This is a genomic window from Mesorhizobium sp. LNHC232B00 (assembly GCF_000502435.1).
Taxonomy (GTDB): Bacteria; Pseudomonadota; Alphaproteobacteria; order Rhizobiales; family Rhizobiaceae; genus Mesorhizobium; species Mesorhizobium opportunistum.
In genome coordinates, this window is sequence record NZ_AYWP01000001.1 from 246388 (window position 1) to 272105 (window position 25718).

At 63.3% G+C, this 25718-nt stretch carries 22 protein-coding genes and 1 pseudogene; 18 read left to right on the top strand and 5 right to left on the bottom strand.

What is annotated here, in order from left to right; all coding sequences use genetic code 11:
• Window positions 1-14: 14 nt before the first annotated feature.
• Together ilvD and X743_RS167360 are read left to right on the top strand one after the other, a co-directional pair.
• Window positions 15-1739 (top strand): dihydroxy-acid dehydratase, encoded by a 1725-nt coding sequence (gene ilvD / locus X743_RS167365; RefSeq protein ID WP_023763488.1) that lies wholly within the window; start codon window positions 15-17, stop codon window positions 1737-1739.
• Window positions 1726-2577: a tetratricopeptide repeat protein gene (locus X743_RS167360; protein ID WP_031250208.1), complete on the top strand. Its 852-nt coding sequence runs from the start codon at window positions 1726-1728 to the stop codon at window positions 2575-2577. The genes ilvD and X743_RS167360 overlap by 14 nt, the downstream gene beginning before the upstream one ends.
• A 190-nt stretch (window positions 2578-2767) precedes the next feature.
• Here X743_RS167360 and X743_RS0135255 read toward each other — a convergent pair whose 3' ends face one another.
• From X743_RS0135255 to erpA, 4 genes are all read right to left on the bottom strand, one after another.
• Window positions 2768-3094 carry an endonuclease domain-containing protein gene (locus tag X743_RS0135255; protein ID WP_031257348.1) on the bottom strand — a complete coding sequence of 109 codons (327 nt, stop codon included), beginning with the start codon at window positions 3092-3094 and terminating at the stop codon, window positions 2768-2770.
• Window positions 3095-3504: 410 nt separating this feature from the next.
• Window positions 3505-4299, bottom strand: coding sequence for an exodeoxyribonuclease III (gene xth, locus X743_RS167355; RefSeq protein WP_013895093.1), 795 nt, complete (start codon window positions 4297-4299; stop codon window positions 3505-3507).
• A gap of 6 nt (window positions 4300-4305) precedes the next feature.
• Window positions 4306-4698, bottom strand: coding sequence for a VOC family protein (locus tag X743_RS167350; RefSeq protein ID WP_023763490.1), 393 nt, complete (start codon window positions 4696-4698; stop codon window positions 4306-4308).
• Window positions 4699-4708: 10 nt separating this feature from the next.
• Window positions 4709-5056 carry an iron-sulfur cluster insertion protein ErpA gene (erpA, locus tag X743_RS167345; protein ID WP_031257350.1) on the bottom strand — a complete coding sequence of 116 codons (348 nt, stop codon included), beginning with the start codon at window positions 5054-5056 and terminating at the stop codon, window positions 4709-4711.
• 90 nt (window positions 5057-5146) lie between these two features.
• On the opposite strand from erpA, the gene X743_RS167340 reads away from it, so the two are divergent.
• From X743_RS167340 to X743_RS167275, 14 genes and pseudogenes are all read left to right on the top strand, one after another.
• Window positions 5147-6361: a deoxyguanosinetriphosphate triphosphohydrolase gene (locus X743_RS167340; protein WP_023763492.1), complete on the top strand. Its 1215-nt coding sequence runs from the start codon at window positions 5147-5149 to the stop codon at window positions 6359-6361.
• 62 nt (window positions 6362-6423) lie between these two features.
• Window positions 6424-8181, top strand: a complete 1758-nt coding sequence (argS, locus tag X743_RS167335) for an arginine--tRNA ligase (RefSeq protein WP_023763493.1) — start codon at window positions 6424-6426, stop codon at window positions 8179-8181.
• A 103-nt stretch (window positions 8182-8284) separates the two neighbouring features.
• Window positions 8285-11665, top strand: coding sequence for an SPOR domain-containing protein (locus X743_RS167330; RefSeq protein WP_023763494.1), 3381 nt, complete (start codon window positions 8285-8287; stop codon window positions 11663-11665).
• Window positions 11666-11900: 235 nt separating this feature from the next.
• Entirely contained in the window at window positions 11901-12920 is a 1020-nt protein-coding gene (gene nagZ, locus X743_RS167325; protein WP_023763495.1) for a beta-N-acetylhexosaminidase, read from the top strand.
• A gap of 63 nt (window positions 12921-12983) precedes the next feature.
• Window positions 12984-13784 carry a ScpA family protein gene (locus tag X743_RS167320; RefSeq protein ID WP_023763496.1) on the top strand — a complete coding sequence of 267 codons (801 nt, stop codon included), beginning with the start codon at window positions 12984-12986 and terminating at the stop codon, window positions 13782-13784.
• Window positions 13781-14545 (top strand): SMC-Scp complex subunit ScpB, encoded by a 765-nt coding sequence (gene scpB / locus X743_RS167315; RefSeq protein ID WP_023763497.1) that lies wholly within the window; start codon window positions 13781-13783, stop codon window positions 14543-14545. Before X743_RS167320 ends, scpB begins: the two co-directional genes overlap by 4 nt.
• Before the next feature lie 180 nt (window positions 14546-14725).
• Window positions 14726-14947, top strand: coding sequence for a twin-arginine translocase TatA/TatE family subunit (locus X743_RS167310; RefSeq protein WP_013895102.1), 222 nt, complete (start codon window positions 14726-14728; stop codon window positions 14945-14947).
• 30 nt (window positions 14948-14977) lie between these two features.
• On the top strand, window positions 14978-15718 hold the full coding sequence (tatB, locus tag X743_RS167305; RefSeq protein ID WP_023763498.1) for a Sec-independent protein translocase protein TatB: 741 nt from the start codon (window positions 14978-14980) through the stop codon (window positions 15716-15718).
• Window positions 15715-16590: a twin-arginine translocase subunit TatC gene (gene tatC, locus X743_RS167300; RefSeq protein ID WP_023763499.1), complete on the top strand. Its 876-nt coding sequence runs from the start codon at window positions 15715-15717 to the stop codon at window positions 16588-16590. Before tatB ends, tatC begins: the two co-directional genes overlap by 4 nt.
• A gap of 102 nt (window positions 16591-16692) precedes the next feature.
• Window positions 16693-17997, top strand: coding sequence for a serine--tRNA ligase (gene serS / locus X743_RS167295; RefSeq protein WP_023763500.1), 1305 nt, complete (start codon window positions 16693-16695; stop codon window positions 17995-17997).
• Window positions 17997-18755 carry a 5'/3'-nucleotidase SurE gene (gene surE, locus X743_RS167290; RefSeq protein ID WP_013895106.1) on the top strand — a complete coding sequence of 253 codons (759 nt, stop codon included), beginning with the start codon at window positions 17997-17999 and terminating at the stop codon, window positions 18753-18755. Before serS ends, surE begins: the two co-directional genes overlap by 1 nt.
• Window positions 18752-19411, top strand: a complete 660-nt coding sequence (locus X743_RS167285; protein WP_013895107.1) for a protein-L-isoaspartate(D-aspartate) O-methyltransferase — start codon at window positions 18752-18754, stop codon at window positions 19409-19411. Before surE ends, X743_RS167285 begins: the two co-directional genes overlap by 4 nt.
• A gap of 258 nt (window positions 19412-19669) precedes the next feature.
• A complete protein-coding gene (locus tag X743_RS167280) occupies window positions 19670-21202 on the top strand; it encodes a peptidoglycan DD-metalloendopeptidase family protein (RefSeq protein ID WP_023763501.1) in 1533 nt (510 codons plus the stop codon).
• A gap of 181 nt (window positions 21203-21383) precedes the next feature.
• Window positions 21384-21557 (top strand): annotated as a pseudogene (locus X743_RS167275) (helix-turn-helix domain-containing protein); the annotation flags it as partial.
• Window positions 21558-21594: 37 nt separating this feature from the next.
• Here X743_RS167275 and X743_RS167270 read toward each other — a convergent pair.
• Window positions 21595-22500, bottom strand: coding sequence for an ATP-binding protein (locus X743_RS167270; RefSeq protein ID WP_023763503.1), 906 nt, complete (start codon window positions 22498-22500; stop codon window positions 21595-21597).
• A 271-nt stretch (window positions 22501-22771) separates the two neighbouring features.
• On the opposite strand from X743_RS167270, the gene yajC reads away from it, so the two are divergent.
• Together yajC and secDF are read left to right on the top strand one after the other, a co-directional pair.
• Window positions 22772-23113, top strand: a complete 342-nt coding sequence (gene yajC, locus X743_RS167265) for a preprotein translocase subunit YajC (RefSeq protein ID WP_010909882.1) — start codon at window positions 22772-22774, stop codon at window positions 23111-23113.
• A 51-nt stretch (window positions 23114-23164) separates the two neighbouring features.
• Window positions 23165-25714, top strand: coding sequence for a protein translocase subunit SecDF (secDF, locus tag X743_RS167260; protein ID WP_023763505.1), 2550 nt, complete (start codon window positions 23165-23167; stop codon window positions 25712-25714).
• The last annotated feature ends 4 nt before the right edge of the window (window positions 25715-25718 follow it).

Below are 25718 nucleotides of genomic sequence, written 5' to 3' on the forward strand. Positions count from 1 at the left end.
GGGCAAGGAAGAGAATGGACGCCAAAGTCATTTCCAAGGCCAAGCTCCCCAGCCGCTATGTGACCGTCGGTCCGGCGCGTGCGCCGCATCGCTCCTATCTCTATGCCATGGGCCTGTCCGCGGCCGAGATCGCGCAGCCGCTGGTCGGCGTCGCGTCCTGCTGGAACGAGGCGGCTCCCTGCAACATCTCGCTGATGCGCCAGGCGCAAGTGGTCAAGAAGGGCGTCGCAGCCGCCAACGGCACACCGCGCGAATTCTGCACCATCACGGTCACCGACGGCATCGCCATGGGCCACCAGGGCATGAAGTCGTCGCTGGTGTCGCGCGAGGTCATCGCAGATTCGGTCGAACTCACCATGCGCGGCCATTGCTACGATGCGCTGGTCGGCTTGGCCGGCTGCGACAAGTCGCTGCCCGGCATGATGATGGCCATGGTGCGCCTCAACGTGCCGTCGATCTTCATCTATGGCGGTTCGATCCTGCCCGGCAGCTATCGCGGCCGGCAGATCACCGTGCAGGACGTGTTCGAGGCTGTCGGCCAGCACTCGGTCGGCACGATCAGCGATGACGAACTGCTCGAGATCGAGCAGGTCGCGTGTCCCTCGGCCGGCTCCTGCGGGGCCCAGTTCACCGCCAACACCATGGCGACCGTCGCCGAGGCTATCGGCCTGGCGCTGCCTTATTCCTGCGGAGCGCCCGCGCCTTACGAAATGCGGGACCGCTTCAATTTCGCGTCCGGCGAAAAAATCATGGAACTGATCGCGAAAAACATCCGGCCACGCGACATCGTCACGCTGAAGGCGCTGGAGAACGCGGCGACCGTGGTCTCGGCCACCGGCGGGTCGACTAATGCGGCCCTGCATCTGCCGGCGATCGCACATGAGGCGGGGATAAAGTTCGACCTGTTCGACGTGGCCAGGATTTTCGAGAAGACGCCTTACATCGCCGATCTCAAGCCTGGCGGCAAATATGTCGCCAAGGACATGTTCGAGGCCGGCGGCATTCCACTGTTGATGAAGACGCTGCTCGACCATGGCTACCTGCATGGCGATTGCCTGACGGTCACTGGCCGCACTTTGGCCGAAAATATGGAGCATGTTTCCTGGAATGAACACCAGGATGTGGTCCGCCCGGCCAACAGACCCATTACCCAAACCGGCGGTGTCGTGGGGTTGAAGGGAAACCTTGCCCCCGAAGGCGCGATCGTGAAGGTCGCGGGCATGACGGAGTTGAAATTCTCCGGGCCGGCGCGCTGCTTCGATTCGGAAGAGGAATGTTTCGAGGCGGTGACGCATCGCAATTACCGGGAAGGCGAGGTTCTCGTCATCCGTTACGAAGGGCCGCGCGGTGGGCCAGGCATGCGCGAGATGCTGTCGACGACGGCAGCGCTCTATGGCCAGGGCATGGGCGGCAAGGTGGCGCTGATCACCGACGGCCGCTTCTCGGGCGCGACACGCGGCTTCTGCATCGGCCATGTCGGCCCCGAAGCGGCGGTCGGCGGTCCAATCGGTCTCATCCGGGATGGCGACGTGATCTCGATCGACGCGGTGAACGGCACGATCGAAGTGGCGCTGACCGAGGCCGAACTGGCGGCGCGGGCAAAGACATGGAAGGCGCGCGCGACCGACTATCAGTCGGGCGCGATTTGGAAATACGCACAGACGGTAGGTTCCGCCCGCGACGGCGCGGTCACCCATCCGGGCGGTGCGAAAGAAACACACTGCTATGCGGATATCTGAGTTGTTGAAGTCAACACCAGAGTTGTTGAGGTCATCTGTCCTGCCGGCACTTGTCGCGTTTGCGATCTTTGGCGCCGTGGGCCAGGCTTTGGCCTTCGACGACAAGGTGTTCGACGACAAGACCGGCGTGAAGCCGCAATCTAGCCCCTGGGCGGTGTTCCAGTTCGGCTTCTCCGCCTACAAGAACGGCCACAAGGAACAGGCCGCCGAGGCCTATAAATACGCCGCCGAAAACGGCCAGATCGGCGCCACCTGGAAGCTTGCCCGCATGTATGCCGAGGGCGACGGCGTGGCGCGCGACGACTATGAAGCGTTCAAGTTCTTCTCGGAGATCGTCGATCAGGACGTCGAGCCTGGTTCGCCCGAGGAAAGCTACGTCTCCGACGCGCTGGTGGCGCTCGGCGACTATCTGCGCAAGGGCATTCCCGGCAGCCCGGTCGCCGAGAACGAGGTGGCGGCACAGGAATATTACATGCGCGCCGCCGCCAACTACCGCAACCCGAACGCCCAGTTCGAGATGGGGCAGATGTTCCTGAAGGGCGAAGGCGGGGTGAAGGCCAGCGTCAAGCAGGCCGGGCGCTGGTTCCAACTTGCCGCCGAGAAGGGCCATGCCGGCGCCCAGGCGACGCTTGGCCACCTGCTGTTCCAGAGCGGCAAGATCGTTCGCGGCCTGGCGATGATGACGGCGGCGCTCGAACGCGCCTCGCCGGCCGATCAGCCCTGGATCCGCGGCATGCAGGAAGAGGCCTTCGCCGCCGCCGGCGAAGCCGACCGGCGCACGGCGATCTCGCTCGCCGACGACATCCTGACCAAGGGCACCACCAACGCGGAACAGTAAGGCGTTGACCGCCGAACTGCCGATGTCCCCGCAAGGGGGTGTTTGGACCGGGAGATTGGCAGCTTGGCTGCCGGCGCGTTTTTCTTGCAACGTTGGAGATTGGCGAAAACGGTTGTGACAGCCAATCTCCCCCCAAGTGGGGGAGATGTCCGGCAGGACAGAGGGGGGCGCTGTCCCGCCAGCCTTGCTGTTATACTGATGTACCCGCAACACCGGCCACGATTGCAATGTGCTGGCAGACATTGTCGATGTCACGGATGATGTCGTCATTCCAAAAGCGCAGGACGGTCCAGCCATTCTTCCCCAGACGTGATGATCTCGCTTCGTCGCCCGCGACGGCATCGCCTTCCGCGTATTGGGAGCCATCAACTTCGACGACCAGTTTCTTCTCTGAACAAGCAAAGTCGACAATGTAGCCGGCGATCGGAAATTGCCGCCGGAAGCCAAGCCCCATCAACCGGTGCGCGCGAAGCTCGTTCCAGAGCTTCAACTCGGCGTCGGTCATCACCTTGCGCATCGACTTGGCGTTTGCACGATGGGTTTGGAGGCAGAGGCGTGCGAGGCCATTCTCGATGCTCGGTTGCTGTTGGGACTGGCGCTCTACGGCGCCCCCCTCTGTCCTGCCGGACATCTCCCCCTCAAGGGGGGAGATTGGCNTCTCGCAGCGCGCCAGATGGCTCTGGTCGGCAACGGTCAGGCAGGCGACCTGACCGACCGGATAGGATTTGCCATTGGCAAGACATTCCGGTGCGGCGAAAGCCGGCACCCAGGCGGCGGTGGCAAATGCCAAGCCGATCGGACAAACAAGAAATCGAATGCTCATGGGAACCCCAGCCGCCATGATGATCTCCCATCATGCGCCTGAATGTGGCGAGATGAGGTCCAGCTCGGCTGTGTCCCGGCATCTGGGCCGGGGGCGCTTCTCCGTCAGGCCGGCAACAAGGCGAGGTCGATCGCCACCGGCACATGGTCGGACGGCTTTTCCCAGGCGCGCACATGTTTTTCGATCGAGGCCGACGAGAATCGGTTGGCGGCTTCCGGCGACAGCAGCAGATGGTCGATGCGGATACCGTTGTTCTTCTGCCAGGCGCCGGCCTGATAGTCCCAGAAGGTGTAGGTGTCCGGCGCATCGGTGACCGCGCGCACCGCCTCGGTGAAGCCGAGGTTGAGCAGCCGCCGGAAGGCTTGTCGCGTCTGCGGCTGGAACAGCGCGTCGCCCAGCCAGTTCTCCGGAAACCGCGCGTCGATCGGCTCGGGAATGACGTTGTAATCGCCAGCCAGCACCAGCGCCTCCTCCAGCCTCAGGCGCTCTTCGGCCCAGCGCTCCAGCCGCGCCATCCAGGACAGCTTGTAAGGAAATTTCTTCTCGTCATCGATCGGATTGCCGTTCGGCAGATAGAGCGAGGCGACGCGAAGCGCGCCTTTGTCGGTCGAGAACACGCCTTCGATGAAGCGCGCCTGTTCGTCGGCGTCGTCGCCCGGCAGGCCCTTGGTGACCTCGTCGAAGCGCAGCTTCGACAGCAGCGCGACGCCATTAAAGCCTTTCTGGCCATGGGTTTCGACATTGTAGCCCAGCGCCTCGATCTCGGCACGCGGGAATTGGTCGTCGACCGTCTTGATTTCCTGCAGGCAAACGATATCGGGCGCGCTCTCGGTCAGCCAATGGGTGAGGTTGCCGATGCGGGCGCGAACGCCGTTGATGTTCCAGGTGACGATTTTCATGACGGTCTATTCTTCCTGCGGCGGATGGCGTTCGACGAGGCCGATCGTATTGCCAGCGGGATCTTTTATAAAGGCCATCCACTCGCTTTCTCCCGCTGGACCGAACTGGCCTTCGGTATCGTGATGCACCAGCGTCGGCGGCGCGGTGAAGGGGACCCCCATGGCTTTCGCCTCGGCGTGGAAGGGCTCGAGGCCGGCAATGTCGAGATAGACGGTGCCGGCCGGAACGCCGTCTGTGAACAGCAGGCGCACATCGCCCGCCATGATGAAGGCGATACCCGGGGGATCGTAGCGGGCGTGAACGCCCATACCGAGCACATCGCGCCAGAAGGCCAGCGTCGAATCAAGGTCGCGTCCGGCCGACAGCGCGACCTGACGGACCGCGCCGATGGCAGGCATCACAATGCCGCTAGATGGAGAAACTGGTGCCGCAGCCGCAGGAGGCGACCGCGTTCGGGTTCTTGATCTGGAAGGACTGGCCCATCAGATCGTCGACGAAGTCGATCACCGAACCGCCCATATAGACCAGCGACAAAACGTCGATCAGCACCGTGGCGCCGTCCTTCTCGATGGCCACATCATCGTCATTGCGCGTATCGACCAGGTCGAACTTGTAGGAAAAGCCCGAGCAGCCGCCGCCTTCGACGGAAACGCGCAGCGCCGTCTTGCCGGCTTCGCCAGAAACGATCTTGGCGATCCGCCTGGCGGCGGCCTCGGTCATGTCGACTTTCATGGCAATCTTGGCATCAGCGCCCATGGGCGTCACCTTGCTTTCGGTTTCACATGATAGGTATGAAGCGAGAGGGGCCAAGTCAACTAGATCAAGTCAACCGCGGCAGCATCAGCCATGACCAACGAGTTGGGCGACATCGGATTCGGCTATCGGCCGCGCGCGACCTATGCCACGGATCCGGCGCGCTCGCGCGGCCGGCTGTTCGATGAGGTCGAGAGCCCGACCCGCACGCCTTTCCAGCGCGACCGCGATCGCATCATCCATTCGACGGCCTTCCGGCGGCTGAAGCACAAGACGCAGGTCTTCATCGCCCATGAAGGCGACCACTACCGCACAAGGCTGACCCATTCGATCGAAGTGGCGCAGATCGCGCGTGCCCTGGCGCGCGCGCTGCGCGGCGACGAGGATCTGGCCGAGGCGGTGGCGCTGGTGCATGATTTCGGCCACACGCCCTTCGGCCACACCGGCGAGGACGCGCTGAACGAGAAGATGGCCCAATGGGGCGGCTTCGACCACAACGCGCAATCGCTGCGCATCGTGACCAGGCTTGAGGCGCGATACGCTGAATTCGACGGGCTGAACCTGACCTGGGAAACGCTGGAAGGGCTGGTCAAGCACAATGGCCCGCTGACCGACGGCAGCGGCAAGGGCCTGAAAGGAGCGGTGCCGCAGGCAATCCGCGATTACTCGCAGTTGCAGGACCTCGAACTGGACCGGTTCGCCGGCATCGAGGCGCAATGTGCCGCGATCGCCGACGACATCGCCTACAACAACCACGATATCGACGACGGGTTGAGATCAGGGCTGCTGACGCTGGACATGCTGAAGACTGTCTCGCTGCCGGGAACGATCCTGGACGGTGTACGCGAGCGCTATCCAAGGCTCGATGAAGTTCGCACCGGCCATGAGCTGATGCGGCGGCAGATCACCGCCATGGTCGAGGACGTGATCATGTCGACGACAGCCAATCTGGAGCGCGTCAGGCCGCAGAGCGCCGATGCGGTGAGGGCGGCGGGCGAGACGATGGTGACCTTTTCCGCCGAGATGGCAGCGGTGGAGAAGGAACTGAAGGCCTTCCTCTACAAGCACCTCTACCGCCACCAGGAAGTCATGCGGGTACGCGCCGATGCCGAGCAGATCGTCAGGGACCTGTTCGACGTCTATTTCGCCGACCCGCGCGCCATGCCGGATGGCTGGCGCGAGGGGCTGGACCGGGCTGAAGATCGCATCAAGGCCCGCAGCGTGGCCGACTTTCTAGCCGGGATGACCGACACTTACGCGCTGAAGGAACACCGGCGTTTGTTTGACCGCACCCCGGATTTGAGCTAGGGCGGGCTCGATTTTGCCGGCCAACGAGCCGGATTCGCCATAAAGCCGCCAGAGCAATACCCATGAACATCTTCGCCGATTTCACCGCGCGAGTCATAAAGGCTGTCGAAGCGCTTGATCTGAAAGACAAAGACGGCGTTTCGCCCGATCTGTCGCGCATCGCCGTCGAGCCGCCGCGCGACGCCAGCCATGGCGACCTTGCGACCAATGCTGCAATGGTGCTGGCCAAACCTACTGGGCAGAACCCGCGCGTGCTGGCCGACAGGCTGGCGCTGGCGCTGCGGGATGACGTGGATGTCGCCGCCGCCGAGGTTGCCGGCCTGGGCTTCGTCAATCTCCGGCTCAAGGACGGTTTCTGGCAGGCGCACCTGTCGGCACTTCTGGGCGAGGGCCGCAACTATGGCCGCTCGACGATCGGCGCCGGCCGGAAAACCAATGTCGAATATGTCTCCGCCAACCCGACCGGGCCGATGCATGTCGGCCATTGCCGGGGCGCGGTTGTCGGTGACGCGCTTGCCAATATCATGGCCTTTGCCGGTTATGACGTGACCAAGGAATATGTCATCAACGATGCGGGCTCGCAGATCGACGTGCTCGGACGCTCGGCCTTCCTGCGCTATAGCGAGGCGCTCGGCGAGGACATCGGCGAGATTCCGCCAGGGCTCTACCCCGGAGACTACCTCGTCCCCGTCGGCGAGGCGCTGGTCAAGGAATTTGGACGCTCCTTGCTGCAGATGCCGGATGACGAGGCGCTGGCCATCGTCAAGGACCGGACCATCGATGCGATGATGGCGATGATCCGCGAGGATCTGGCATTGCTCAACGTGCATCACGACGTGTTCTTCTCCGAGCGCACGCTGCATGCCGATAATGCCAGGAAGATCCGGTCGGCGATCAACGACCTGACGCTGAAGGGCCATATCTACAAGGGCAAGCTGCCGCCGCCCAAGGGCGAGAAGCCGGACGACTGGGAAGACCGTGAGCAGACGCTGTTCCGCTCGACCGCGGTCGGCGACGACATGGATCGGGCTCTGGTCAAGTCCGACGGCTCATTCACCTATTTCGCCGCCGATGTCGCCTACCTGAAGGACAAGGTCGATCGCGGGTTCGTCGACCTGATCTATGTGCTCGGCGCCGACCATGGCGGCTACGTCAAGCGGCTGGAAGCACTGGCGCGGGCAATTGCCGGCGACGACGTCAAGCTCACCGTGCTGCTGTGCAACCTGGTCAAGCTGTTTCGCGATGGCGAGCCGGTTCGCATGTCGAAGCGCTCCGGCGATTTCGTGACGTTGCGCGAAGTGGTGGAGGAAGTCGGGCGCGACCCGATCCGCTTCATGATGCTCTACCGCAAGAACGATGCGCCGCTCGATTTCGACTTCGCCAAGGTGACCGAACAGTCCAAGGACAATCCGGTGTTTTATGTCCAGTACGCCTCGGCGCGCTGCCATTCGGTGTTCCGGCAGGCGAGCGAGCAGTTGGGCGAGGCGAATTTCGACCGTAACAGCCTTGTGGCGGCGGTGACGTCGCTGACCGATGAGGGCGAGATCGGCCTGATCCGCAAGCTCGCCGAATATCCGCGTCTCATCGAGTCCGCCGCGCTTGCGCTGGAGCCGCATAGGCTGGCATTCTACCTCTACGATCTCGCTTCCAGTTTCCACGGACACTGGAACCGTGGCACAGATAATCCGGACTTACGTTTTGTTAAGGTTAACGACCGAGAATTGACGCATGCCAGACTAGGGCTGGTGCAGGCTGTTTCGGACGTTCTGACGTCCGGCCTGACGCTGATCGGAGCCGCTGCGCCCACCGAAATGCGTTAGGTTTGACTAAAAAACCTGTCACCTTTTGCCCACATTGCGCTGGTAAGGGCCAACCCTGCGCGACGTCCATGGCGTCCGACTGAGTGCGAGTTCGGGAACAATAATGGCAGACAGAACCCAGCTGAGAGTAGCCGACAACAACGACATCGCCGACGATGATCCGTTCGCGGAACTGACCAGGATCATGGGATTCGACCCGCGCCAGCCGGTCAAGCCGAAAGCCGATGTCGCCAGTCAGCCGGCGGATGAGGGCGACTTCGATATCGACCTCGAAAAGGAACTGATGGGCGAGTTCGACGCTGACGACAGCGACGCCGCTCCGGTTGTCGAAGCTTATGAGCCGGCATTCGAAACAGCTCCCGCTCATGAAGGGACGGACGACGATCTTCGCGCGGACGATGATCTTGCTCTTTCGCTCGACGACGATTTCCACCTGGACTTCACTGCTGCCGATGAGCAGGCGTCCGTCGCCAGCCATGTGAACCCCAGCGCTGCCGAAGCCGCACCAGCCGTCGAACCTGCCTTCGACGCCGATTTCGATAATGCCGTCGCAAGTTCGCTCGAAGACGTTTCGCCCTTCGAAGACGATGTGCCGATGGAGGACGAGCTCGCCGCGTCGCTCGATCAGGATTTCCGCATCGAGGACGAAGTCGCCGGGACCCAGCACGCGGTTGCCGAAGTGCCGGTTGTCGAGGCCGCCTCCGATCCTGATTTCGACGACGAGGCCTCGATTTCGCTCGAAGACGAATTGATGCTCGACGACCATCCGGTGGATCAGCGTCATGCGGCTGCGACCACGGTGGAATACCCAGAGCCGGTGGCGGCCGCACAGGACCAGGACCAGGCGATTTCCGACGAGGATTTCGAGGGCCGTTTCGACGACGCAATCGCCGATGTCGATGTGGATTTTGACGTTCCAGCGGACGAGCCGGTGGCCTTCGATCAGGCGGAAGCAGACGAAGTGCGCGCGGATGCCGTGGATACTGGCGAATTTTCAAGCCCTGAAGCCGTGTCGGATGACGCATTTGATCCGAGCTTGGATGACGGTGCTGCCGAGCCTGCCGAAGAGCCGGTCGTCGCCGAGGCCGCGGCCACTCCCGCCTGGCTGGTGGCGCCCGCCGCAACCGTGACGGCCCCTGCCGCCGATGAACGAAGCCTGGAAGACGAGTTGAACGCGCTGCTGGGTGCCATGACTCAGCGCACGGCTCCGTCGGCCAAGGAAGAGCCCGTCATGGCTCAACCCTTTGTGGCCCAACCCTTTGTGGCCCAGCCTTCCGCTGCTCCCGCCCAGCCTGCTGCCGCACCAGAGACGGTTGCCGACGAGCCCGCCGACCTTGCTGGCGACCTCGACTGGGATCTCGATGAGCCGGCGTCCGAAGAGGCGCATGCCGCCCAGGCCGCCGATGTCGATCTCGACGATATGCTGTTCGATGAACTCGGGGATCACGGCTCGGATGCCGCCGAGGTCGACGTCGATTTCGACAATGATGCATTCGACGTCGCCTTGGCCAACAGCCTCGATCCACGTGATGGGGCCGCTTCCCCGCAGGATCGGGATGATTCTCTCGATTGGCTGGCGGAACGTTCCACGCCGACTGAGCCAGCCCGCTCGTGGAGCCGCGTGACGCCGGTTCCCCAGCCGCCGGCGTTTGCCGCGCAGCCGTCCGCTTCGATGGCGGCCAGGACCGCCACACCGGAAGCAGCCCCAGCGGTGGCATCTGTGCCGTCCTACCGTGCGGCCGAGCCGGCTGCGGCTGCCGCCTACACAACCCCAGTCTCGGCACCGCCGGCGCCGCAGTCGCCGCGCTACGACGAGATGCCCGATGTCGAAACGGTCGATGTGCCCGAGCGCGTCGTGGCGCTGGCTGACGATCTCGACATTCCGGAGCTGCATTTCGAGGACGATGCGCCGACGGCTGCCGGCTATGACGATCTCGATGCGGAGTTCGCCAGCCTTTTGACCGAGATGAATTCGGTCGAGGTCGCGCCAGCTTCCGCTGGCAGCGCTTCCTATGCCGACGATTCCTACAATGCCGGTTTCAACCCTGGTGGGCTCAATCCGGCCTATGAAGAGCCCAAACCGGTCTATCAGCCGGAAGCGCGGACCTATGCGGCGCGACCGGCGGAAATGCCGGCCCGTGCGGCGGCGACCGCAAGTTATGCCGATGCCGCTGACGGCTTCGACCTCGACAGCCTGCCAGGCAGCCAGCCGGTTTCGCAGTCGGACGATTTCACCGTCGACGAACTCGACTACGATCCGGAACTCGACGAGGCGATGTCCGTTCCGGGTCTGGGCGAACGCGAGGCGGCCAAGTCGTCGGGACGTCGCGGCCTGTTCATCGCGGCGATTGTCGGTGCGGTGGCGGTTGCAGGCGGCCTTGGCGCCTTTGCGCTTTCTTTGGGCGGCAAGGGCGGGAGCGAAGCTCCGGTGATCGTCAAGGCCGACAATTCGCCGATCAAGGTCAAGCCTGAGAATCCGGGCGGCGCCGTGGTGCCGAACCAGGACAACAAGGTCTATGACGCGGTGGTCAAGGGCGCGAAACCGGCCGAGCCGGTTCAGCAGAAGCTTGTCACCGACGTCGAGGAACCGGTGGATGTGCAGGCGAAGGATCCGGCACGTGCCGTCGATCTTTCCCCCGATCAGAACGCCGCGGCCGACCAGAACGCTGCCGCCGGCGAAACGGGCGACAACAACGCCGCGCAGACGACCGCCAATGCGGCGCCGGCGACTGCCAATGCAGCGCCGACCGGCGATGCGGCGTCAGCCGACAACGCAGCGCCGGCACCCAAGTCCGAGGATCGCATCGCGCAGGTGCTGCAGGATGCCGAGAAGGGCACCAACGCCGATGTCGTCGCCGTTGCGCCGCGCAAGGTGAGGACCATGGTCGTCAAGTCGGACGGCTCGCTGGTGCCGCGCGAGGACCCGGCACCGGCCGCACCGCAGGTGGCCGTCACCGAACCGGCCGATCCGGCGCCGCAGCATGTCGCCCCTGCGGCCCAGGCCGATGCCGATCAGACCGGCACCGTGGCGCCCGTCGCCGCACAGTCGGACGACGCGCCGGCCCTCAAGCCGGCAGCCAAACCGGAAAAGGCCCAGTCAGCCAATACGCAGTCAGCCAATACTCCGGCCAAGGTTGCGATCGCGCCGCAGCGTCCGTCCGACCAGCCGGTCGACGTCGTCGGCGAGGTCAAGCCCGATCAGGTCGCCTCCATCGATCCGGCAACGACGGCAACCGGTGGCGGTTCGTGGTCGATGCAGGTTGCTTCGCAGCCGACGGTGGAAAGCGCCCAGTCGAGTTACCAGGATCTGCAGCGTCGTTACGCCAGCGTGCTTTCCGGTCGCAAAGCCAACATCGTCAAGGCCGAGATCGCCGGCAAGGGCACGTTCTACCGCGTTCGCGTCGTGGCCCAGTCGCGCAACGATGCCATCAACCTGTGCACCAACTACAAGGCTGCCGGCGGCAACTGCTTCGTGTCGCGCTAGAGCAATTCCAGGAAAAGCGTGAAGCGATTTTCCGTTCGGAATTGCGTCAAAACCAAGAGTTAGAGCGGTTTGCCGTTTCCGTGAAACGGTGAACCGCTCTAGTCACCGGTCAACCAATCAAGCCGGCGCGGTCTTAGACCGCGCCGGCTTTTTTCATGTGGAAGCCGTTCTGGCGCCGGGCGGCGGTGATCCCGGGACGATTCCCTTTCGTCGCGCGAAGTCCTAGACTCCAGGCATGACCGAATCAAAATCCATGATCCTCGGCTGTGCCGGGAAATCGCTCACCCGCGAAGAAATCAATTTCTATCGCAATGAATGCCCGTGGGCCTTCATCCTGTTTGCCCGCAACATCGGCGAGACCGAGCAGATCCGCGACCTGGTCGCCGAGATGCGCGACTGCATCGGGCGTCCCGATGCGCTGGTGTTCATCGACCAGGAGGGTGGCCGGGTGCAGCGCCTGCGGCCGCCGCTGGCGCCGAACTATCCCTCGGGCGGCGCGCTTGGCGCGTTGTGGCGCGACGATCATGACGCCGGTTCCCGCGCGGCCTGGCTGTTGGCGCGCCTGCACGCCTTCGACTTGCTGCGCTACGGCATCACGGCGGATTGCCTGCCGGTGCTGGACGTGCCGATCGAGGGCGCCAGCGACGTCATCGGCGCGCGCGCCTACGGCAAGGAGCCGCGTCCGGTCATCGAACTCGGCCGCGCCGCTGCGGAAGGCTTGATGTCGGGCGGCGTGCTGCCGGTGATGAAACACATTCCGGGCCATGGCAGGGCCTTCGCCGACACGCATTTCGAGCTGCCCGTCGTCAACGCCTCGCTCGGTGATCTGCAGCGGCACGACTTTGCTCCGTTCCGGGAGCTCAACCATCTGCCGATGGCGATGACGGCGCATGTCGTCTACAGCGCCATCGATCCCAACAACCCGGCGACGACGTCCGGCAAGGTCATCGATGAGATCATCCGACGCGAGATCGGCTTTGACGGGCTCCTGATGAGCGACGACACCTCGATGAAGGCACTTTCTGGGGATTTCCCGACAAAGGCGGCCTCGATCCTTGCGGCCGGCTGCGATCTGGTCCTTCACTGCAACGGCGTTTTCGAGGAGATGGCGGGCATCGCGTCGCGGACCAAAGGGCTTGAGGGCAAGTCGCTTGAGCGTGCAAAGCGCGCGATGACCTATATAGAGAAACGCGACGCGGCCGAAGAAACCGAAATACGCGCCGAATTCGCCACCTATTTCGATGCGGTGGCCTAGTTGAAAGGGAAGTGACGAGCAGTGGCGGAAACATTGGAAAGCAAGGCCGCGAAGGCCGCACCGATGGACCGCCTGTGGGCCGAGAACGACGATTCACGGCTGACGGGCGACCCGTCGCTGGTCGTCGACGTGGCCGGCTTCGAAGGTCCGCTCGACCTTCTCCTGCACCTTGCCCGCACCCAGAAGGTCGATCTGGCGCGCATCTCCATCCTGGCGCTGGTCGAGCAGTATCTGGCCTTCGTCGAGACGGCGAGGACGCTGCGGCTGGAGCTTGCCGCCGACTATCTGGTGATGGCGGCGTGGCTTGCCTTCCTGAAGTCGAAGCTCCTGATCCCCAAGCAGCCGGGCGATGAAGGCGAAAGCGGCGAGGAACTGGCGGCGGTTCTGCAGTTCCGGTTGAAGCGCCTGGAAGCCATGCGCGACGCGGCGGCGCGTCTGGTCAACCGCAACCGGCTCGGCCGCGACGTGTTCGCGCGCGGTATGCCCGAGATGATCATCATCGAGAAGCGCAACGCCTATTCGGCGTCGCTCTACGATCTCTTGACCGCCTATGCCCAGCAGCGGCAGAAGCAGGCAATCAACAATGTGACGATCGCCAGGCGTGGCGTCTGGTCGCTCAAGGACGCGCGCGACATCCTGACCCGCCTGGTCGGGGCTGTTAGCGACTGGACGACGCTGGAAAGTTTCCTGATCGCGTACATGACCAGCCCCGAGGAAAGGCGCACGGCGATCGCCAGTTCGTTTGCGGCGACATTGGAACTGGTGCGTGACGGCACGATGGACGTTCGTCAGGATCAGACGTTCGCACCGATCTATCTGCGCGGCCGGGTGCAGCCGATCAAGGCAGTCGAGGTGGCAACATGAGCGAACGCGCCAACGCTTCCGTGATCCCGTTCAAGGTCGAAGATGCGCCGGAGCAGGAGCTTGTTGCCGAGGGGGGCGCCGAGCAGGTCCAGAATCCGGCCGAGCGGCTGCATATGGCGGAGGCCGTGCGCATGGCAGAGGCGATCGTGTTCGCCAGCGCCGAACCCGTCAGCGAAAAGCAGCTTGCCGCACGCCTTCCCGACGGCATCAACGTCGCCCTCGCGATGGCCGAGCTGCAGCAGATCTATGCCCGGCGGGGCGTCAATCTGGTGCGCGTCGGCGATGGCTGGGCGTTCCGCACCGCCGGCGACCTGGCCTTCCTGATGAGCCGCGATACGGTGCAGCAGCGCAAGCTGTCGCGGGCGGCGCTCGAAGTGCTGGCGATCATCGCTTATCACCAGCCGGTGACGCGCGCCGAGATCGAGGACATCCGGGGTGTCGAGACCTCGAAAGGCACGCTCGACACGCTGCTCGAAACGGAATGGGTGCGCATGCGCGGCCGCCGCAAGACGCCCGGCCGTCCGGTCACCTACGGCACCACCGAAACCTTCCTCGACCATTTCGCGCTCGAGGAAATCCGTGATCTCCCCGGCATGGAAGAACTGAAGGGCGCCGGCCTGCTTTCGGGTCGGATGCCGTCTAATTTCTCCATACCGCAGCCGCCGGCCGACCCGGATGCGCTGGCCGAGGACGAGGATCCGTTGACCGACATCGATCTCGAGGAACTCGGCCTGCTGACGCCGCGCGTCACGGAAGATTGACCGCGAAATCTGTTTCAAAAGCAGTCGGCAGACTGTACATGCGCGGATTCGTAGCGGGCCATCGCACTGAAAATGCGTGACAACCGCCACCCTTTCATAAACTCTGTCGCTGTTGTGTTTGAATCCCAACGCGAAAACGCATAGATCATCGCCAGGGAAAACGTTCGAGAGAGATTAGCTATGGGTTCATTTTCGATTTGGCACTGGATGATCGTGCTGGTGATCGTGCTGCTGGTGTTCGGCCGCGGCAAGATTCCGGAACTGATGGGCGACATGGCCAAGGGCATCAAGAGCTTCAAGAAGGGCATGGCGGATGACGACGTCGCCGAAGACAAGCGCACCGTCGAACACCGTGCCGACGAGACCGTTTCGGCCGTGAAGGAAAAAGCCAGCAAGAGCTGAGCCAGAAAGTTCTAGTCGGAACAGATTGCCATGTTTGAAGTCGGCTGGACCGAAATGCTGGTGATCGCGATCGTCATGATCGTGGTCGTCGGGCCGAAGGATTTGCCTAACATGCTGCGCACCTTCGGTCGCACGACGGCGAAGCTGCGCGCCATGGCCGCCGATTTTCAGAAGCAGTTCAACGAAGCGCTGAAGGAAGCAGAGCTCGACGACGTCAAGAAGTCGGTCGACGAGCTCAGGGGCCTCAGCCCCGTTGCCGAGATCAAGAAGCAGCTCAATCCCTTCGAGCAGGCGGCAGCCGATGTGCGCGCCGGCGTCGACGCGGCGATGAAGCCAAAGCCGGCCCCTGATCCGGCAACGCCGGCACCCTCTACACCCGTGGCGGCCGAGCCGTTGAAGAACGGCGCGACGACCATGCCTGGCGGCGCGGAGGTCGCGCCGGCGACTTTCCCGGCAATGACCGATGAATCGGTAGTAACGCCGTCAACGAGTGCGGCGCCGAAGGCGACCAAGGCTGCGCCGGCAAAGGCAGTGCCGGTTGCAAAAGCGTCGGCCAAGGTTTCGGCTGTGAAAGCTACCGCGCCAGCGAAAGCGGCGGCCGCGCCAAAGGCACCGGCGAAGACCGCTGCGGCCGCAAAGCCTGAAGCGGCGAAGACCGTGAAGCCAGCCGTGGCCAAAGCGACTGCTGCCAAAACCGCGGCAAAGGCCGAACCGAAACCTGCGCCAGTGAAGAAGCCGGCAGCCAAAAAGACGGCGGGAGCCGCCAAGTGAGCGTTTCGGACAAGGAAAAGGACGAGATCGAAAAATCGTCCGCTCCACTGATGGAGCATCTCATCGAGTTGCGTCGGCGGCTGATCTGGTCGCTCGGTGGCTTCTTCGTCGCCTTCCTGGTCTGCTTCTTCTTCGCCAAGAAGCTGTTCAACCTTCTAGTCGTCCCGTTCAAATGGGCGACGAAATGGGCGGGGCTCGATCCGCACAAGGTCGAACTGATCTACACCGCGCCGCAGGAATTCTTCTTCACGCAGGTCAAGCTCGCCATGTTCGGCGGCATGGTGATCGCCTTTCCGCTGATCGCCACGCAGATCTACAAGTTCATCGCGCCCGGCCTCTACAAGAACGAGCGCAACGCCTTCCTGCCGTTCCTGATCGCGTCGCCCATTCTGTTCCTGATGGGCGCCTCGCTGGTCTATTTCTTCTTCACGCCGATGGTGATGTGGTTCTTCCTCGCCATGCAGCAGGCCGGCACCGACGATCAGGTGCAAATCTCACTCCTGCCGAAAGTGTCGGAGTATCTCAGCCTCATCATGACGCTGATTTTTTCCTTCGGCCTGGTGTTCCAGTTGCCGGTGGTGACCAGCCTCATGACACGCGTCGGCATGCTGTCGTCCAAGGCGCTGGCGGAAAAGCGCAAATGGGCGATCGTCATCGCCTTCATCGTTGCCGCCGTGCTGACACCGCCGGATCCGATGAGCCAGATCGGCTTGGCCATTCCGACCATCCTTCTCTACGAGGTCTCGATCTGGGCCGCGCGGTGGATCGAGCGAGATCAGGAAAAGCAGCGGGTGGCGCGCGAGAAGCAGGAAGCCGGCGAGACCGTGGCGGATAAAGCGCCGGACGAGCCTCCAGCGCCGGCTGCTTCGTAAGACAACAGGCAGCGCCGGAAATAGACAGTCGCTGCCCGCTCTATCTTGCATCAATCAAGGATGCGGTTTACGCCCTCTCGCATAGCTGAGGACGGATAAACCATGCTTGACATCAAATGGATTCGCGACAACCCGAAGGCCCTTGTCGAAGCGCTGGCCAAGCGCTCGTGGTCGGCGGCTGAGGCGCAGTCCACGGTTGATGAATTGATCGCCAGGGACGAGGCGCGGCGCGAGCATGTCACCGAGTTGCAGACCAGGCAGGAGCGCCGCAACGCCGCCTCGAAGGAGATCGGCAACGCCATGCGTTCGGGCGATGCGGCCCTTGCCGAAAGGCTGAAGGCCGAAGTCGGCGAGATCAAGACCTTCATCCAGAATGGCGAGGCGCGCGAACGCGAGCTCGACAAGGCGCTGAACGACGCGCTTGCCGTGCTGCCCAATGTGCCGTTCGACGACGTGCCGGTTGGCAAGGATGAGCACGACAATGTGGTCAAGCACATCGTCGGCAAGCCGCCGACGCGCCCGAACTGGGTGAAGGAGCATTTCGAGATCGGCGAAGCGCTCGGCATGATGGATTTCGAGCGCGCGGCAAAACTGTCGGGCTCACGCTTCACCGTGCTGAAGGGCGGGCTGGCGCGGATGGAGCGCGCGATCGGCCAGTTCATGCTCGACCTGCACACCAATGAGCACGGCTATGAGGAAATCATTCCGCCGCTGATGGTGCGCGACGAGGTGCTGTTCGGCACCAACCAGTTGCCGAAGTTCGAGGAGGATCTGTTCTTCACGCCGCACGGGGATGGCCGGCTTGGCCTGATCCCCACCGCCGAAGTGCCGCTCACCAATCTGGTGCGCGAGGAAATCACCGCGCATGAAAAGCTGCCGCTGCGCTATACGGCGCTGACGCCGTGCTTCCGCTCCGAAGCAGGTTCGGCCGGGCGCGACACGCGCGGCATGCTGCGCCAGCACCAGTTCTACAAGGTCGAGCTGGTCTCGATCACCGACCAGGACTCCTCGCTTGCCGAACATGAGCGGATGACGCAATGCGCCGAGGAAGTGCTGAAGCGGCTCGAATTGCCGTTCCGGACCATGGTGCTGTGCACCGGCGACATGGGTTTTGGCGCACGCAAGACCTATGACATCGAGGTCTGGTTGCCCGGCCAGAACGCCTATCGCGAAATCTCGTCCTGCTCCGTCTGCGGCGATTTCCAGGCGCGCCGCATGGACGCCCGCTACAAGGACAAGGACGGCAAGGGCAACCGCTTCGTCCATACGCTGAACGGTTCGGGCACCGCTGTCGGCCGCGCGCTCATAGCTGTCATCGAAAATTACCAGAATGAGGATGGCAGCGTAACCATTCCTGAAGTGCTGCGGCCTTACATGGGCGGTCTGGAAAAGATCGAATCGAAATAATGCGCATTCTTCTGACCAATGACGACGGCATCCATGCCGAGGGCCTGGCGTCGCTCGAACGCGTTGCCCGCACGCTCTCCGACGATGTCTGGGTGGTGGCGCCGGAGCAGGACCAGTCCGGTTATGCGCATTCGCTGTCGATCTCGGAGCCACTGCGGCTGCGCAAGATCGGCGAGAAGCATTTTGCCGTTCGCGGCACGCCGACCGATTGCGTCATCATGGGCGTGAAGAAGATCCTGCCCGGCGCGCCCGACCTGATCCTGTCAGGCATCAATTCGGGCGCCAACATCGCAGACGACGTGACCTATTCGGGAACCGTCGCAGGCGCCATGGAAGGCGCGCTGCTCGGCATCCGCTCGATCGCGCTCAGCCAGGGCTACAGCACTGTCGGCGAGGATCGCGTGGTTCCCTATGAGACCACCGAGGCGCTGGCGCCGGCGCTGCTGAAGAAGCTTGTCGCGACGCCGCTGCCCGATGGCGTGCTGCTCAACGTCAATTTTCCGAACTGCCTTCCCGAGGAAGTCGCAGGCACCGTGGTCACCTCGCAGGGCAAGCTCGTGCACAGCCTTTGGGTCGACGAGCGGCGTGACGGGCGCGGCCTGCCTTACTATTGGCTGCGTTTCGGCCGCGAGCCGGTCGAGGGCAAGCAAGGCACCGATCTCTACGCACTGCGCAACCGCCTGGTGTCGGTGACGCCTTTGCAGCTCGACCTCACCGCGCATGAGATCCGTGACCAATTGAGCAAGGCGCTTGCATGAACCAGGGCTTTCCAATCGACGATCGCGAAGGATTTGCGGCTTTCCTTTTGCGCCTGCGCGGCAGGGGAACGGTGCCGAAGGCCCTGATCGCGGCTTTCGAAGCGACGCCGCGGCGTGGCTTCCTGGCGGCGCAGTTCCATCAGATCGCCTGGTCGGACCGCATGCTGCCGATCGAATGCGGCGAGGCGATCGAAGGGGCGGACATGCAAGCGGCGGTGATCGCCGCACTCGCCATCGAAGCGGGAAACCGCGTGCTCGAGATCGGCACCGGCTCTGCCTATACCGCGGCGGTGATGTCGCGGCTGGCGGCGCGGGTCGTCACCGTCGACCGCTACAAGACGCTTGTCGAACAGGCGAGGCAACGTTTCGAGGCGCTCGGCATCGGCAATGTCATTGTCCGCCAGGCCGACGGCTCCGGCGGTTTGCCCAATGAAGGGCCATTCGACCGCATCGTTGCCTGGGCCGCCTTCGACAGCCTGCCGCGCTTCCTGCTCGATCAGCTATCGAGCGGCGGCATCGTCATCGCGCCGATCGGGCCGGAGGAGGGCGAGCAGGTGCTGGCCAAGCTGACCAAGGTCGGCAGCCGTTTCGAGCGCGAAGATATCGGCCTGGTGCGCTTGCAGCCGATCTTGCGCAGCGTCGCCGCGGTGATCTAGGCGCATGAGATTCAGGTGAGGCCGGCCTGCAAATGGCTGATATCTGCGCTTCGAGCGCTAGCGTACTGAAGTACGCTCCGCTCCGGTTCTCGGTATCAACCATTTTCGACTCGGCTTGACCTGAATCTCAACCCGCCTCCAGTCCACTCGAAAATGTTTTAAGAAAATTTTCGTCGGATTCTAATGGGTTAACCGACCAGTAACATTAACGCGCTTTAATCCTGTCCAGTTGGTTCAGCGTTTGTGCGGGTTAGTGCGATGCAATTCAGTGTTTTGAAGGCAAATAGTCGCAATCTGGCGCGGGGCTGCGCTGTTCTCATGATTGCAGGCGCGGCGGCAGGGTGCAGTTCCCAGGCTTCGCGGTTCAACAGTGTCGATGACGTTTTCACCTCTTCGACCAATAATCAGCGCGCCATCATCAACAAGCAGGATGCCGTACAGCCCTATCCGGGCGACGTCTCGGCCGCTCCGCTCGATGGCAGCCATACGCAGTCGGTGAGCCGCTCCAGCCTCGATCCGGTCTCCAGCCGGCCGTTACCGCCGCCCGCCACAGCCCAGGCGCAACCCGAGCCGGCGCTCGCGCCTGCCGCCAATCCGGTGCGTGTCGCATCGGCGCCGGCCATGGTCCGGCCGGCTCCTCATGTCGACAGGACGACAACCGGCACCGTCGCGCCGGCCGCGAAGCCGTTCAAGGAAGCGCAGCCCGATGCGCCGAAGGTGGCGGAGGCGGGCAGGCCGCACGCGACCGAAATCGTCGTCAGGGACGGTGAGACCATTTCCGGCCTGGCAGCGCATTACAAGGTGCCGGCCGATGTCATCATGAAGGTGAATGGCCTCAGCCCGACCAAGGGGCTGAAGAGCGGCCAGAAGATCGTCATCCCGGCCTATGCCTATTCGAGCAAGGCCGAGCCGAAGGTCGCCGATGCAAAGCCGGCGAAGGACGGGAAGCATAACCTGCCGGCCACCGCGCCGGACAAGGTCGCGGTGCTGCCGCAGCAGCCGAAGCTCAAAGAAGGCAAGGCTGCCGCTCAGGTCGACACGTCGGCCGCCGCAAGCCAGCCCAAGGAGCCAAAGCCGACGCAAGTGGCCAAGGCAACCAGTGCGGCTGGCACCTATACGGTCCAGTCGGGTGACACGATGTCCTCGATCGCCAGGAAGACTGGCGTCGGCGTCGTTGCGCTGAAGCAGGCCAACGGCATGAAGGATGGCTTGCTCAAGATCGGCCAGACCTTGAAGGTGCCGGCCGGCGGAACCGCGACTGTCGCCAGCGCCAAGCCGGCGAAGGTCGATCCGGTGACGACGGCAACCACGCAGCCCGCGGCAAAGACGACGCCGTCGGAAACGCTGGCATCCTACACGCCGCCGAAGAAGGATGCGAAGGTCATCCAGCAGGCCGAGGACGACGACGCGGTGGCGCCGGATGCCACGGGCATAGGCAAGATGCGTTGGCCAGTGCGCGGCCGGGTGATCTCCGGTTTCGGATCCGGCAAGGACGGCGTCGACATCGCCGTGCCCTCGGGCACGCCGATCAAGGCGGCCGAGAACGGCGTCGTCATCTACGCCGGCGACGGCCTCAAGGAATTCGGCAACACGGTGCTGGTGCGCCACGAGAACGGCCTCGTCACGGTCTACGGCCACGCCAGTTCGATCGAGGTGCAGCGCGGCCAGAAGGTCAAGCGCGGACAGGAAATTGCGCTGTCTGGCATGAGCGGTACGACGGACTCGCCGAAGCTGCACTTCGAGGTGCGCAAGAACTCGGCCCCGGTCGATCCCTCGACCTATCTCGAATAGAAGAAAAAAAGCAATTTTGCGGGCCGTCTGACCTCCAGTCCAGCCCGCCGGCTCAGCCCGCCCCGCAAGGAGCGGGCTTTTTCAGTTGCTGCCCAACACCTATTCCCTCAAGGCTCAAAGATGATCACGCAGCGTGTCGGCTATCATCGTCTCAAGGCTGCTCGCCTTGACGCCGAGAAGCGTGTTGCGACGTCGCGTCGAACGTGCGCGCATTCTGCTGCGGCAAGGCGATCTCAACACAAGCGAGGTGGCGGAATTGACGGGCTTCGCGCACCAGTCACACCTGGCGCATTGGATGCGCCGCGAGATCGGCCAAACGCCGCGTGACTTGCGACGGGCGCAGCCGCCCAAATGACCGTGTCGCTTGATCGCGTCGGCGACGCGATCAAGCGTCAATCCTTCAGCGGTTTGCCGAGCCGGCCTGCCAGGTCCTGCGTGAACTGCCAGGCGACGCGGCCGGAGCGGCTGCCGCGGGTCGTTGCCCATTCCAGCGCCTCGGCGCGCAACTGCTCGGCGTCGACGTCGAGGCCGTGATGGCTGGCATAGCCGTTGATCATGTCGAGATACTCGTCCTGCGAGCATTTGTGGAAGCCGAGCCACAGGCCAAAACGATCGGACAGCGAGACCTTTTCCTCGACCGCCTCGGACGGGTTGATGGCGGTCGAGCGTTCATTGTCGATCATGTCGCGCGGCAACAGATGGCGGCGGTTCGAGGTGGCGTAGAAGATGACGTTGGCCGGGCGGCCTTCGACGCCGCCTTCGAGCGCTGCCTTCAGCGACTTGTAGGACGTGTCGTCATGGTCGAAGGACAGATCATCGCAAAACAGGATGAAGCGGAAGGGAGCCGCCTTCAGCAAGCCCATCAGCTTTGGCAGCGTGTCGATGTCTTCGCGGTGGATCTCGATCAGCTTGAGCGGCAGGTCGGACTTGGACCGGTCGGACTTGGATTGGTCCGACTTGGCTTTGGCATTGATTTCCGCGTGCACGGCCTTGACCAGCGACGATTTGCCCATGCCGCGCGCGCCCCACAAGAGCACGTTGTTGGCAGGGTGGCCAGCGGCGAAGCGCTCGGTGTTGTCGACCAGGATGTCGCGGACGCGGTCGACGCCGCGGATCAGGCCGATGTCGACGCGGTTGACCTTGCGCACCGGCTCCAGATAGCCGGGATCGGCCTGCCAGACGAAGCAGTCGGCCTCGCCGAGGTCGGTTTGGGGTACCGGCGGCGGGGCGAGGCGGCTGACGGCCTCGATCAGCCTGTCGAGTTTCTTGTTGAGGGCGTCGATGCTGCTGTCGGTCATTTCAGGTCTTTTGCTTCGTTTCCTGGGGCAGGTGGAAGTGATCTTTTCGAATCCGTCGGGTTCGAAACTGGTTCCAACCTTTTGTTCGAGCGTGATCTTTTCGGAAAACCGGCTCGCGCTTTTTGCGATCATGCTCTAACACGGCTCAACAGGCCGGAAAAGCAGCCGATTTGCCGGGCCGCGCAGTTGCATTGACAACTTTACCGACTATATTCCGGCCAAATTTCAAGGGGGCCGTTCGCGGCCGTTTTCAAAATTCAGGAGTACCTCGATGTTCGTGACACCGGCATACGCCCAAGGCATCGGCGGCGCCTCTCCCGATATGTTCATCAGCATTTTGCCGTTTGTCCTGATTTTCGTGATCATGTATTTTCTGATCATCCGCCCGCAGCGCACGCAGCTGAAGAAGCGCGGCGAGATGCTGGCGGCGGTCCGTCGCGGCGACACGGTCGTCACCGGCGGCGGTTTCGTCGGCAAGGTGACGAAGGTGATCGACGACAATGAGCTCGAGATCGACCTCGGCGGCGGCACCAAGGTGACGGCGCTGCGCTCGACGATCGCCGATGTGCGCGTCAAGGGCGAACCGGTGGCCAACCAGAACGCCAAGAAATAACCCAATTCCAGGCGGAGCGATCCGCGGACACGCTCTGACGGACGACGCCATATGCTGTATTTTTCGCGCTTCAAGATGATCCTGATCTGGGTGGCCGTGGCCATCACAGTGATCCTCGCCGCGCCCAATCTGTTCCCTGCCAGCACGCTGGCCCAACTTCCGAACTGGGTTCCGAAGCGGCAGATGACGCTCGGCCTCGATTTGCAGGGCGGCTCGCACATCTTGCTGGAGATGAACCAGAACGACCTGATCAAGGATCGGCTGGAGACGACGCGCGATGAAATCCGCACATTGCTGCGTGACGCCAAGATCGGCTATACCGGTCTTGCCGGCAACGGGCGGACCTTGCAGGTGCGCATAACCGATCCCGCCCAGCTCGATGCCGCCAAGAAGGCCTTGAAAACCTTGACCGACCCAGTTGCCGCCGGCCTGTTCACCGGCGGCTCCATCCAGGAAATGTCGCTGGATGAATCCGAGCCCGGCCTGCTCAAATTCACTGTGACCGACGCCGGCATCAAATACCGCACGTCGACCGCGTTGGCACAGTCGATCGAGGTGGTCGAGCGCCGCGTCAACGAGCTCGGCACCACCGAACCGATCGTTCAGCGGCAGGGCGACGACCGCATCCTTGTCCAGGTGCCTGGCCTGCAGGATCCACAGCGGCTGAAGGAAATCCTCGGCCAGACCGCGAAGCTGACGTTCCAGATGGTCGACCAGTCGATGCCGGTGCAGGACGCCCTCAAGGGGCGGCCGCCCGCGGGCTCGTCGGTGCTCTACTCCCAGGACGATCCGCCGGTTCCGTATCTGATCGAGAACCGCGTCATCGTGTCGGGCGAAAACCTCGTCGACGCGCAGGCAACGTACAATTCGCAGAACAACGAGCCGGTGGTTTCATTCCGCTTCGATTCGAAGGGTGCCGCGCGCTTCGGCCAGGCGACCGCGCAGAATGTCGGCAAGCTGTTCGCCATCATCCTCGACAACCAGGTGATTTCGGCGCCGCAGATCCGCGAGCCGATCCTCGGCGGCACCGGCCAGATCTCCGGCAATTTCACCGCCCAGAGCGCCAACGATCTCGCCGTGCTGCTGCGCGCCGGCGCGCTGCCCGCGACGCTGACTGTGATCGAGGAGCGTACCGTGGGTCCGGGCCTCGGCCAGGATTCGATCCATGCCGGCAAGGTCGCCGGCATCATCGGTTCGATCCTCGTCGTCGCCTTCATGTTCGTCGCGTACGGCTTCCTGGGCTTCCTCGCCAACATCGCGCTCGCGGTCCACGTGGCGATGATCGTCGGCGTACTCTCCTTGCTCGGCGCGACACTGACCTTGCCCGGCATTGCCGGTATCGTGCTGACCATCGGCATGGCGGTCGATTCCAACGTGCTGATCTACGAACGCATCCGCGAGGAGCGACGTGCCGGCCGCTCCGTGATCCAGGCGATCGACACCGGTTTCACCAAGGCGCTGGCGACGATCGTCGATTCCAACGTCACCTCGCTGATTGCTACCGTGGTGCTGTTCTATCTCGGCACTGGCCCGGTGAAGGGCTTTGCCATCACCTACGCCATCGGCATTCTGACCACGGTCTTCACCGCTTTCACCTTCACCCGTCTGCTGGTGTCGATCTGGCTGCGTCGGGCTCGCCCGAAGGAGTTGCCGAAGGCACCGGTGACCTTCGTTCCGCCCGGCACGAAAATCCCCTTCATGGGCATCCGTCGGTGGACGTTCGCGCTGTCGAGCACGTTGTCGATACTGTCGGTCGTGCTGTTCATGAGCGTCGGCATCAATTACGGCATCGACTTCAAGGGCGGCTCGCTGATCGAGGTGCAGTCCAAGAGCGGCGACGCCAATCTTGGCGATATCCGCAACCGGTTGACGGAGCTGAACATCGGCGAAGTGCAGGTGCAGCAGTTCGGTGCGCCGAACGACGTGTTGATCCGCGTCGGCACGCAAGATGCGGGTGAGAATGCCGAGCAGACGGTGATCGACAAGGTCCGCGGCGAGTTGCAGGACCAGTATGATTTCCGCCGCGTCGAAGTGGTGGGGCCGACGGTTTCCGGCGAATTGGCCAAGCAAGGCACCATCGCCATGATCGTCGCGCTGGTCGGCATCCTGGTCTATGTCTGGTTCCGTTTCGAATGGCAGTTCGCGGTTGGCGCCATCGTCGCGACGGTGCACGATGTGGTCATGACGCTCGGCTTCTTCGTCATCACCGGGCTGGAGTTCAACCAGTCGTCGCTGGCGGCGATCCTGACCATCATCGGCTATTCGCTGAACGACACGATCGTGGTCTATGACCGCGTTCGAGAGGATCTGCGAAAATACAAGCGGATGCCGTTGCCGCAGCTGCTGAACAACGCCATCAACGAAACGCTGTCGAGGACGACGCTGACCTCCGTCACGACCAGCTTGGCGCTGCTGGCGCTGGTGCTGTTCGGAGGCGAAGTCATCCGCTCCTTCACGCTGGCGATGCTGTTCGGCGTTGTCTTCGGCACCTACTCGTCGATCTTTATCGCGGCGCCGCTGCTGATCCTGTTCAAGCTGCGGCCGCAGGCTTCGGCTGACGAGGAGAAGCCGGTCAACGGCGGCAAGGCGGTCGCGACCTGACGCG

Bases quoted from the DNA above. Each gene is read 5' to 3' on its own strand.
- ilvD (WP_023763488.1), top strand. From the start codon at position 15: ATGGACGCCAAAGTCATTTCCAAGGCCAAGCTCCCCAGCCGCTATGTG.
- X743_RS167360 (WP_031250208.1), top strand. From the start codon at position 1,726: ATGCGGATATCTGAGTTGTTGAAGTCAACACCAGAGTTGTTGAGGTCA.
- X743_RS0135255 (WP_031257348.1), bottom strand. From the start codon at position 3,094: ATGCGCAAGGTGATGACCGACGCCGAGTTGAAGCTCTGGAACGAGCTT.
- xth (WP_013895093.1), bottom strand. From the start codon at position 4,299: ATGAAAATCGTCACCTGGAACATCAACGGCGTTCGCGCCCGCATCGGC.
- X743_RS167350 (WP_023763490.1), bottom strand. From the start codon at position 4,698: ATGCCTGCCATCGGCGCGGTCCGTCAGGTCGCGCTGTCGGCCGGACGC.
- erpA (WP_031257350.1), bottom strand. From the start codon at position 5,056: ATGGGCGCTGATGCCAAGATTGCCATGAAAGTCGACATGACCGAGGCC.
- X743_RS167340 (WP_023763492.1), top strand. From the start codon at position 5,147: ATGACCAACGAGTTGGGCGACATCGGATTCGGCTATCGGCCGCGCGCG.
- argS (WP_023763493.1), top strand. From the start codon at position 6,424: ATGAACATCTTCGCCGATTTCACCGCGCGAGTCATAAAGGCTGTCGAA.
- X743_RS167330 (WP_023763494.1), top strand. From the start codon at position 8,285: ATGGCAGACAGAACCCAGCTGAGAGTAGCCGACAACAACGACATCGCC.
- nagZ (WP_023763495.1), top strand. From the start codon at position 11,901: ATGACCGAATCAAAATCCATGATCCTCGGCTGTGCCGGGAAATCGCTC.
- X743_RS167320 (WP_023763496.1), top strand. From the start codon at position 12,984: ATGGACCGCCTGTGGGCCGAGAACGACGATTCACGGCTGACGGGCGAC.
- scpB (WP_023763497.1), top strand. From the start codon at position 13,781: ATGAGCGAACGCGCCAACGCTTCCGTGATCCCGTTCAAGGTCGAAGAT.
- X743_RS167310 (WP_013895102.1), top strand. From the start codon at position 14,726: ATGGGTTCATTTTCGATTTGGCACTGGATGATCGTGCTGGTGATCGTG.
- tatB (WP_023763498.1), top strand. From the start codon at position 14,978: ATGTTTGAAGTCGGCTGGACCGAAATGCTGGTGATCGCGATCGTCATG.
- serS (WP_023763500.1), top strand. From the start codon at position 16,693: ATGCTTGACATCAAATGGATTCGCGACAACCCGAAGGCCCTTGTCGAA.
- surE (WP_013895106.1), top strand. From the start codon at position 17,997: ATGCGCATTCTTCTGACCAATGACGACGGCATCCATGCCGAGGGCCTG.
- X743_RS167285 (WP_013895107.1), top strand. From the start codon at position 18,752: ATGAACCAGGGCTTTCCAATCGACGATCGCGAAGGATTTGCGGCTTTC.
- X743_RS167280 (WP_023763501.1), top strand. From the start codon at position 19,670: ATGCAATTCAGTGTTTTGAAGGCAAATAGTCGCAATCTGGCGCGGGGC.
- X743_RS167270 (WP_023763503.1), bottom strand. From the start codon at position 22,500: ATGACCGACAGCAGCATCGACGCCCTCAACAAGAAACTCGACAGGCTG.
- yajC (WP_010909882.1), top strand. From the start codon at position 22,772: ATGTTCGTGACACCGGCATACGCCCAAGGCATCGGCGGCGCCTCTCCC.
- secDF (WP_023763505.1), top strand. From the start codon at position 23,165: ATGCTGTATTTTTCGCGCTTCAAGATGATCCTGATCTGGGTGGCCGTG.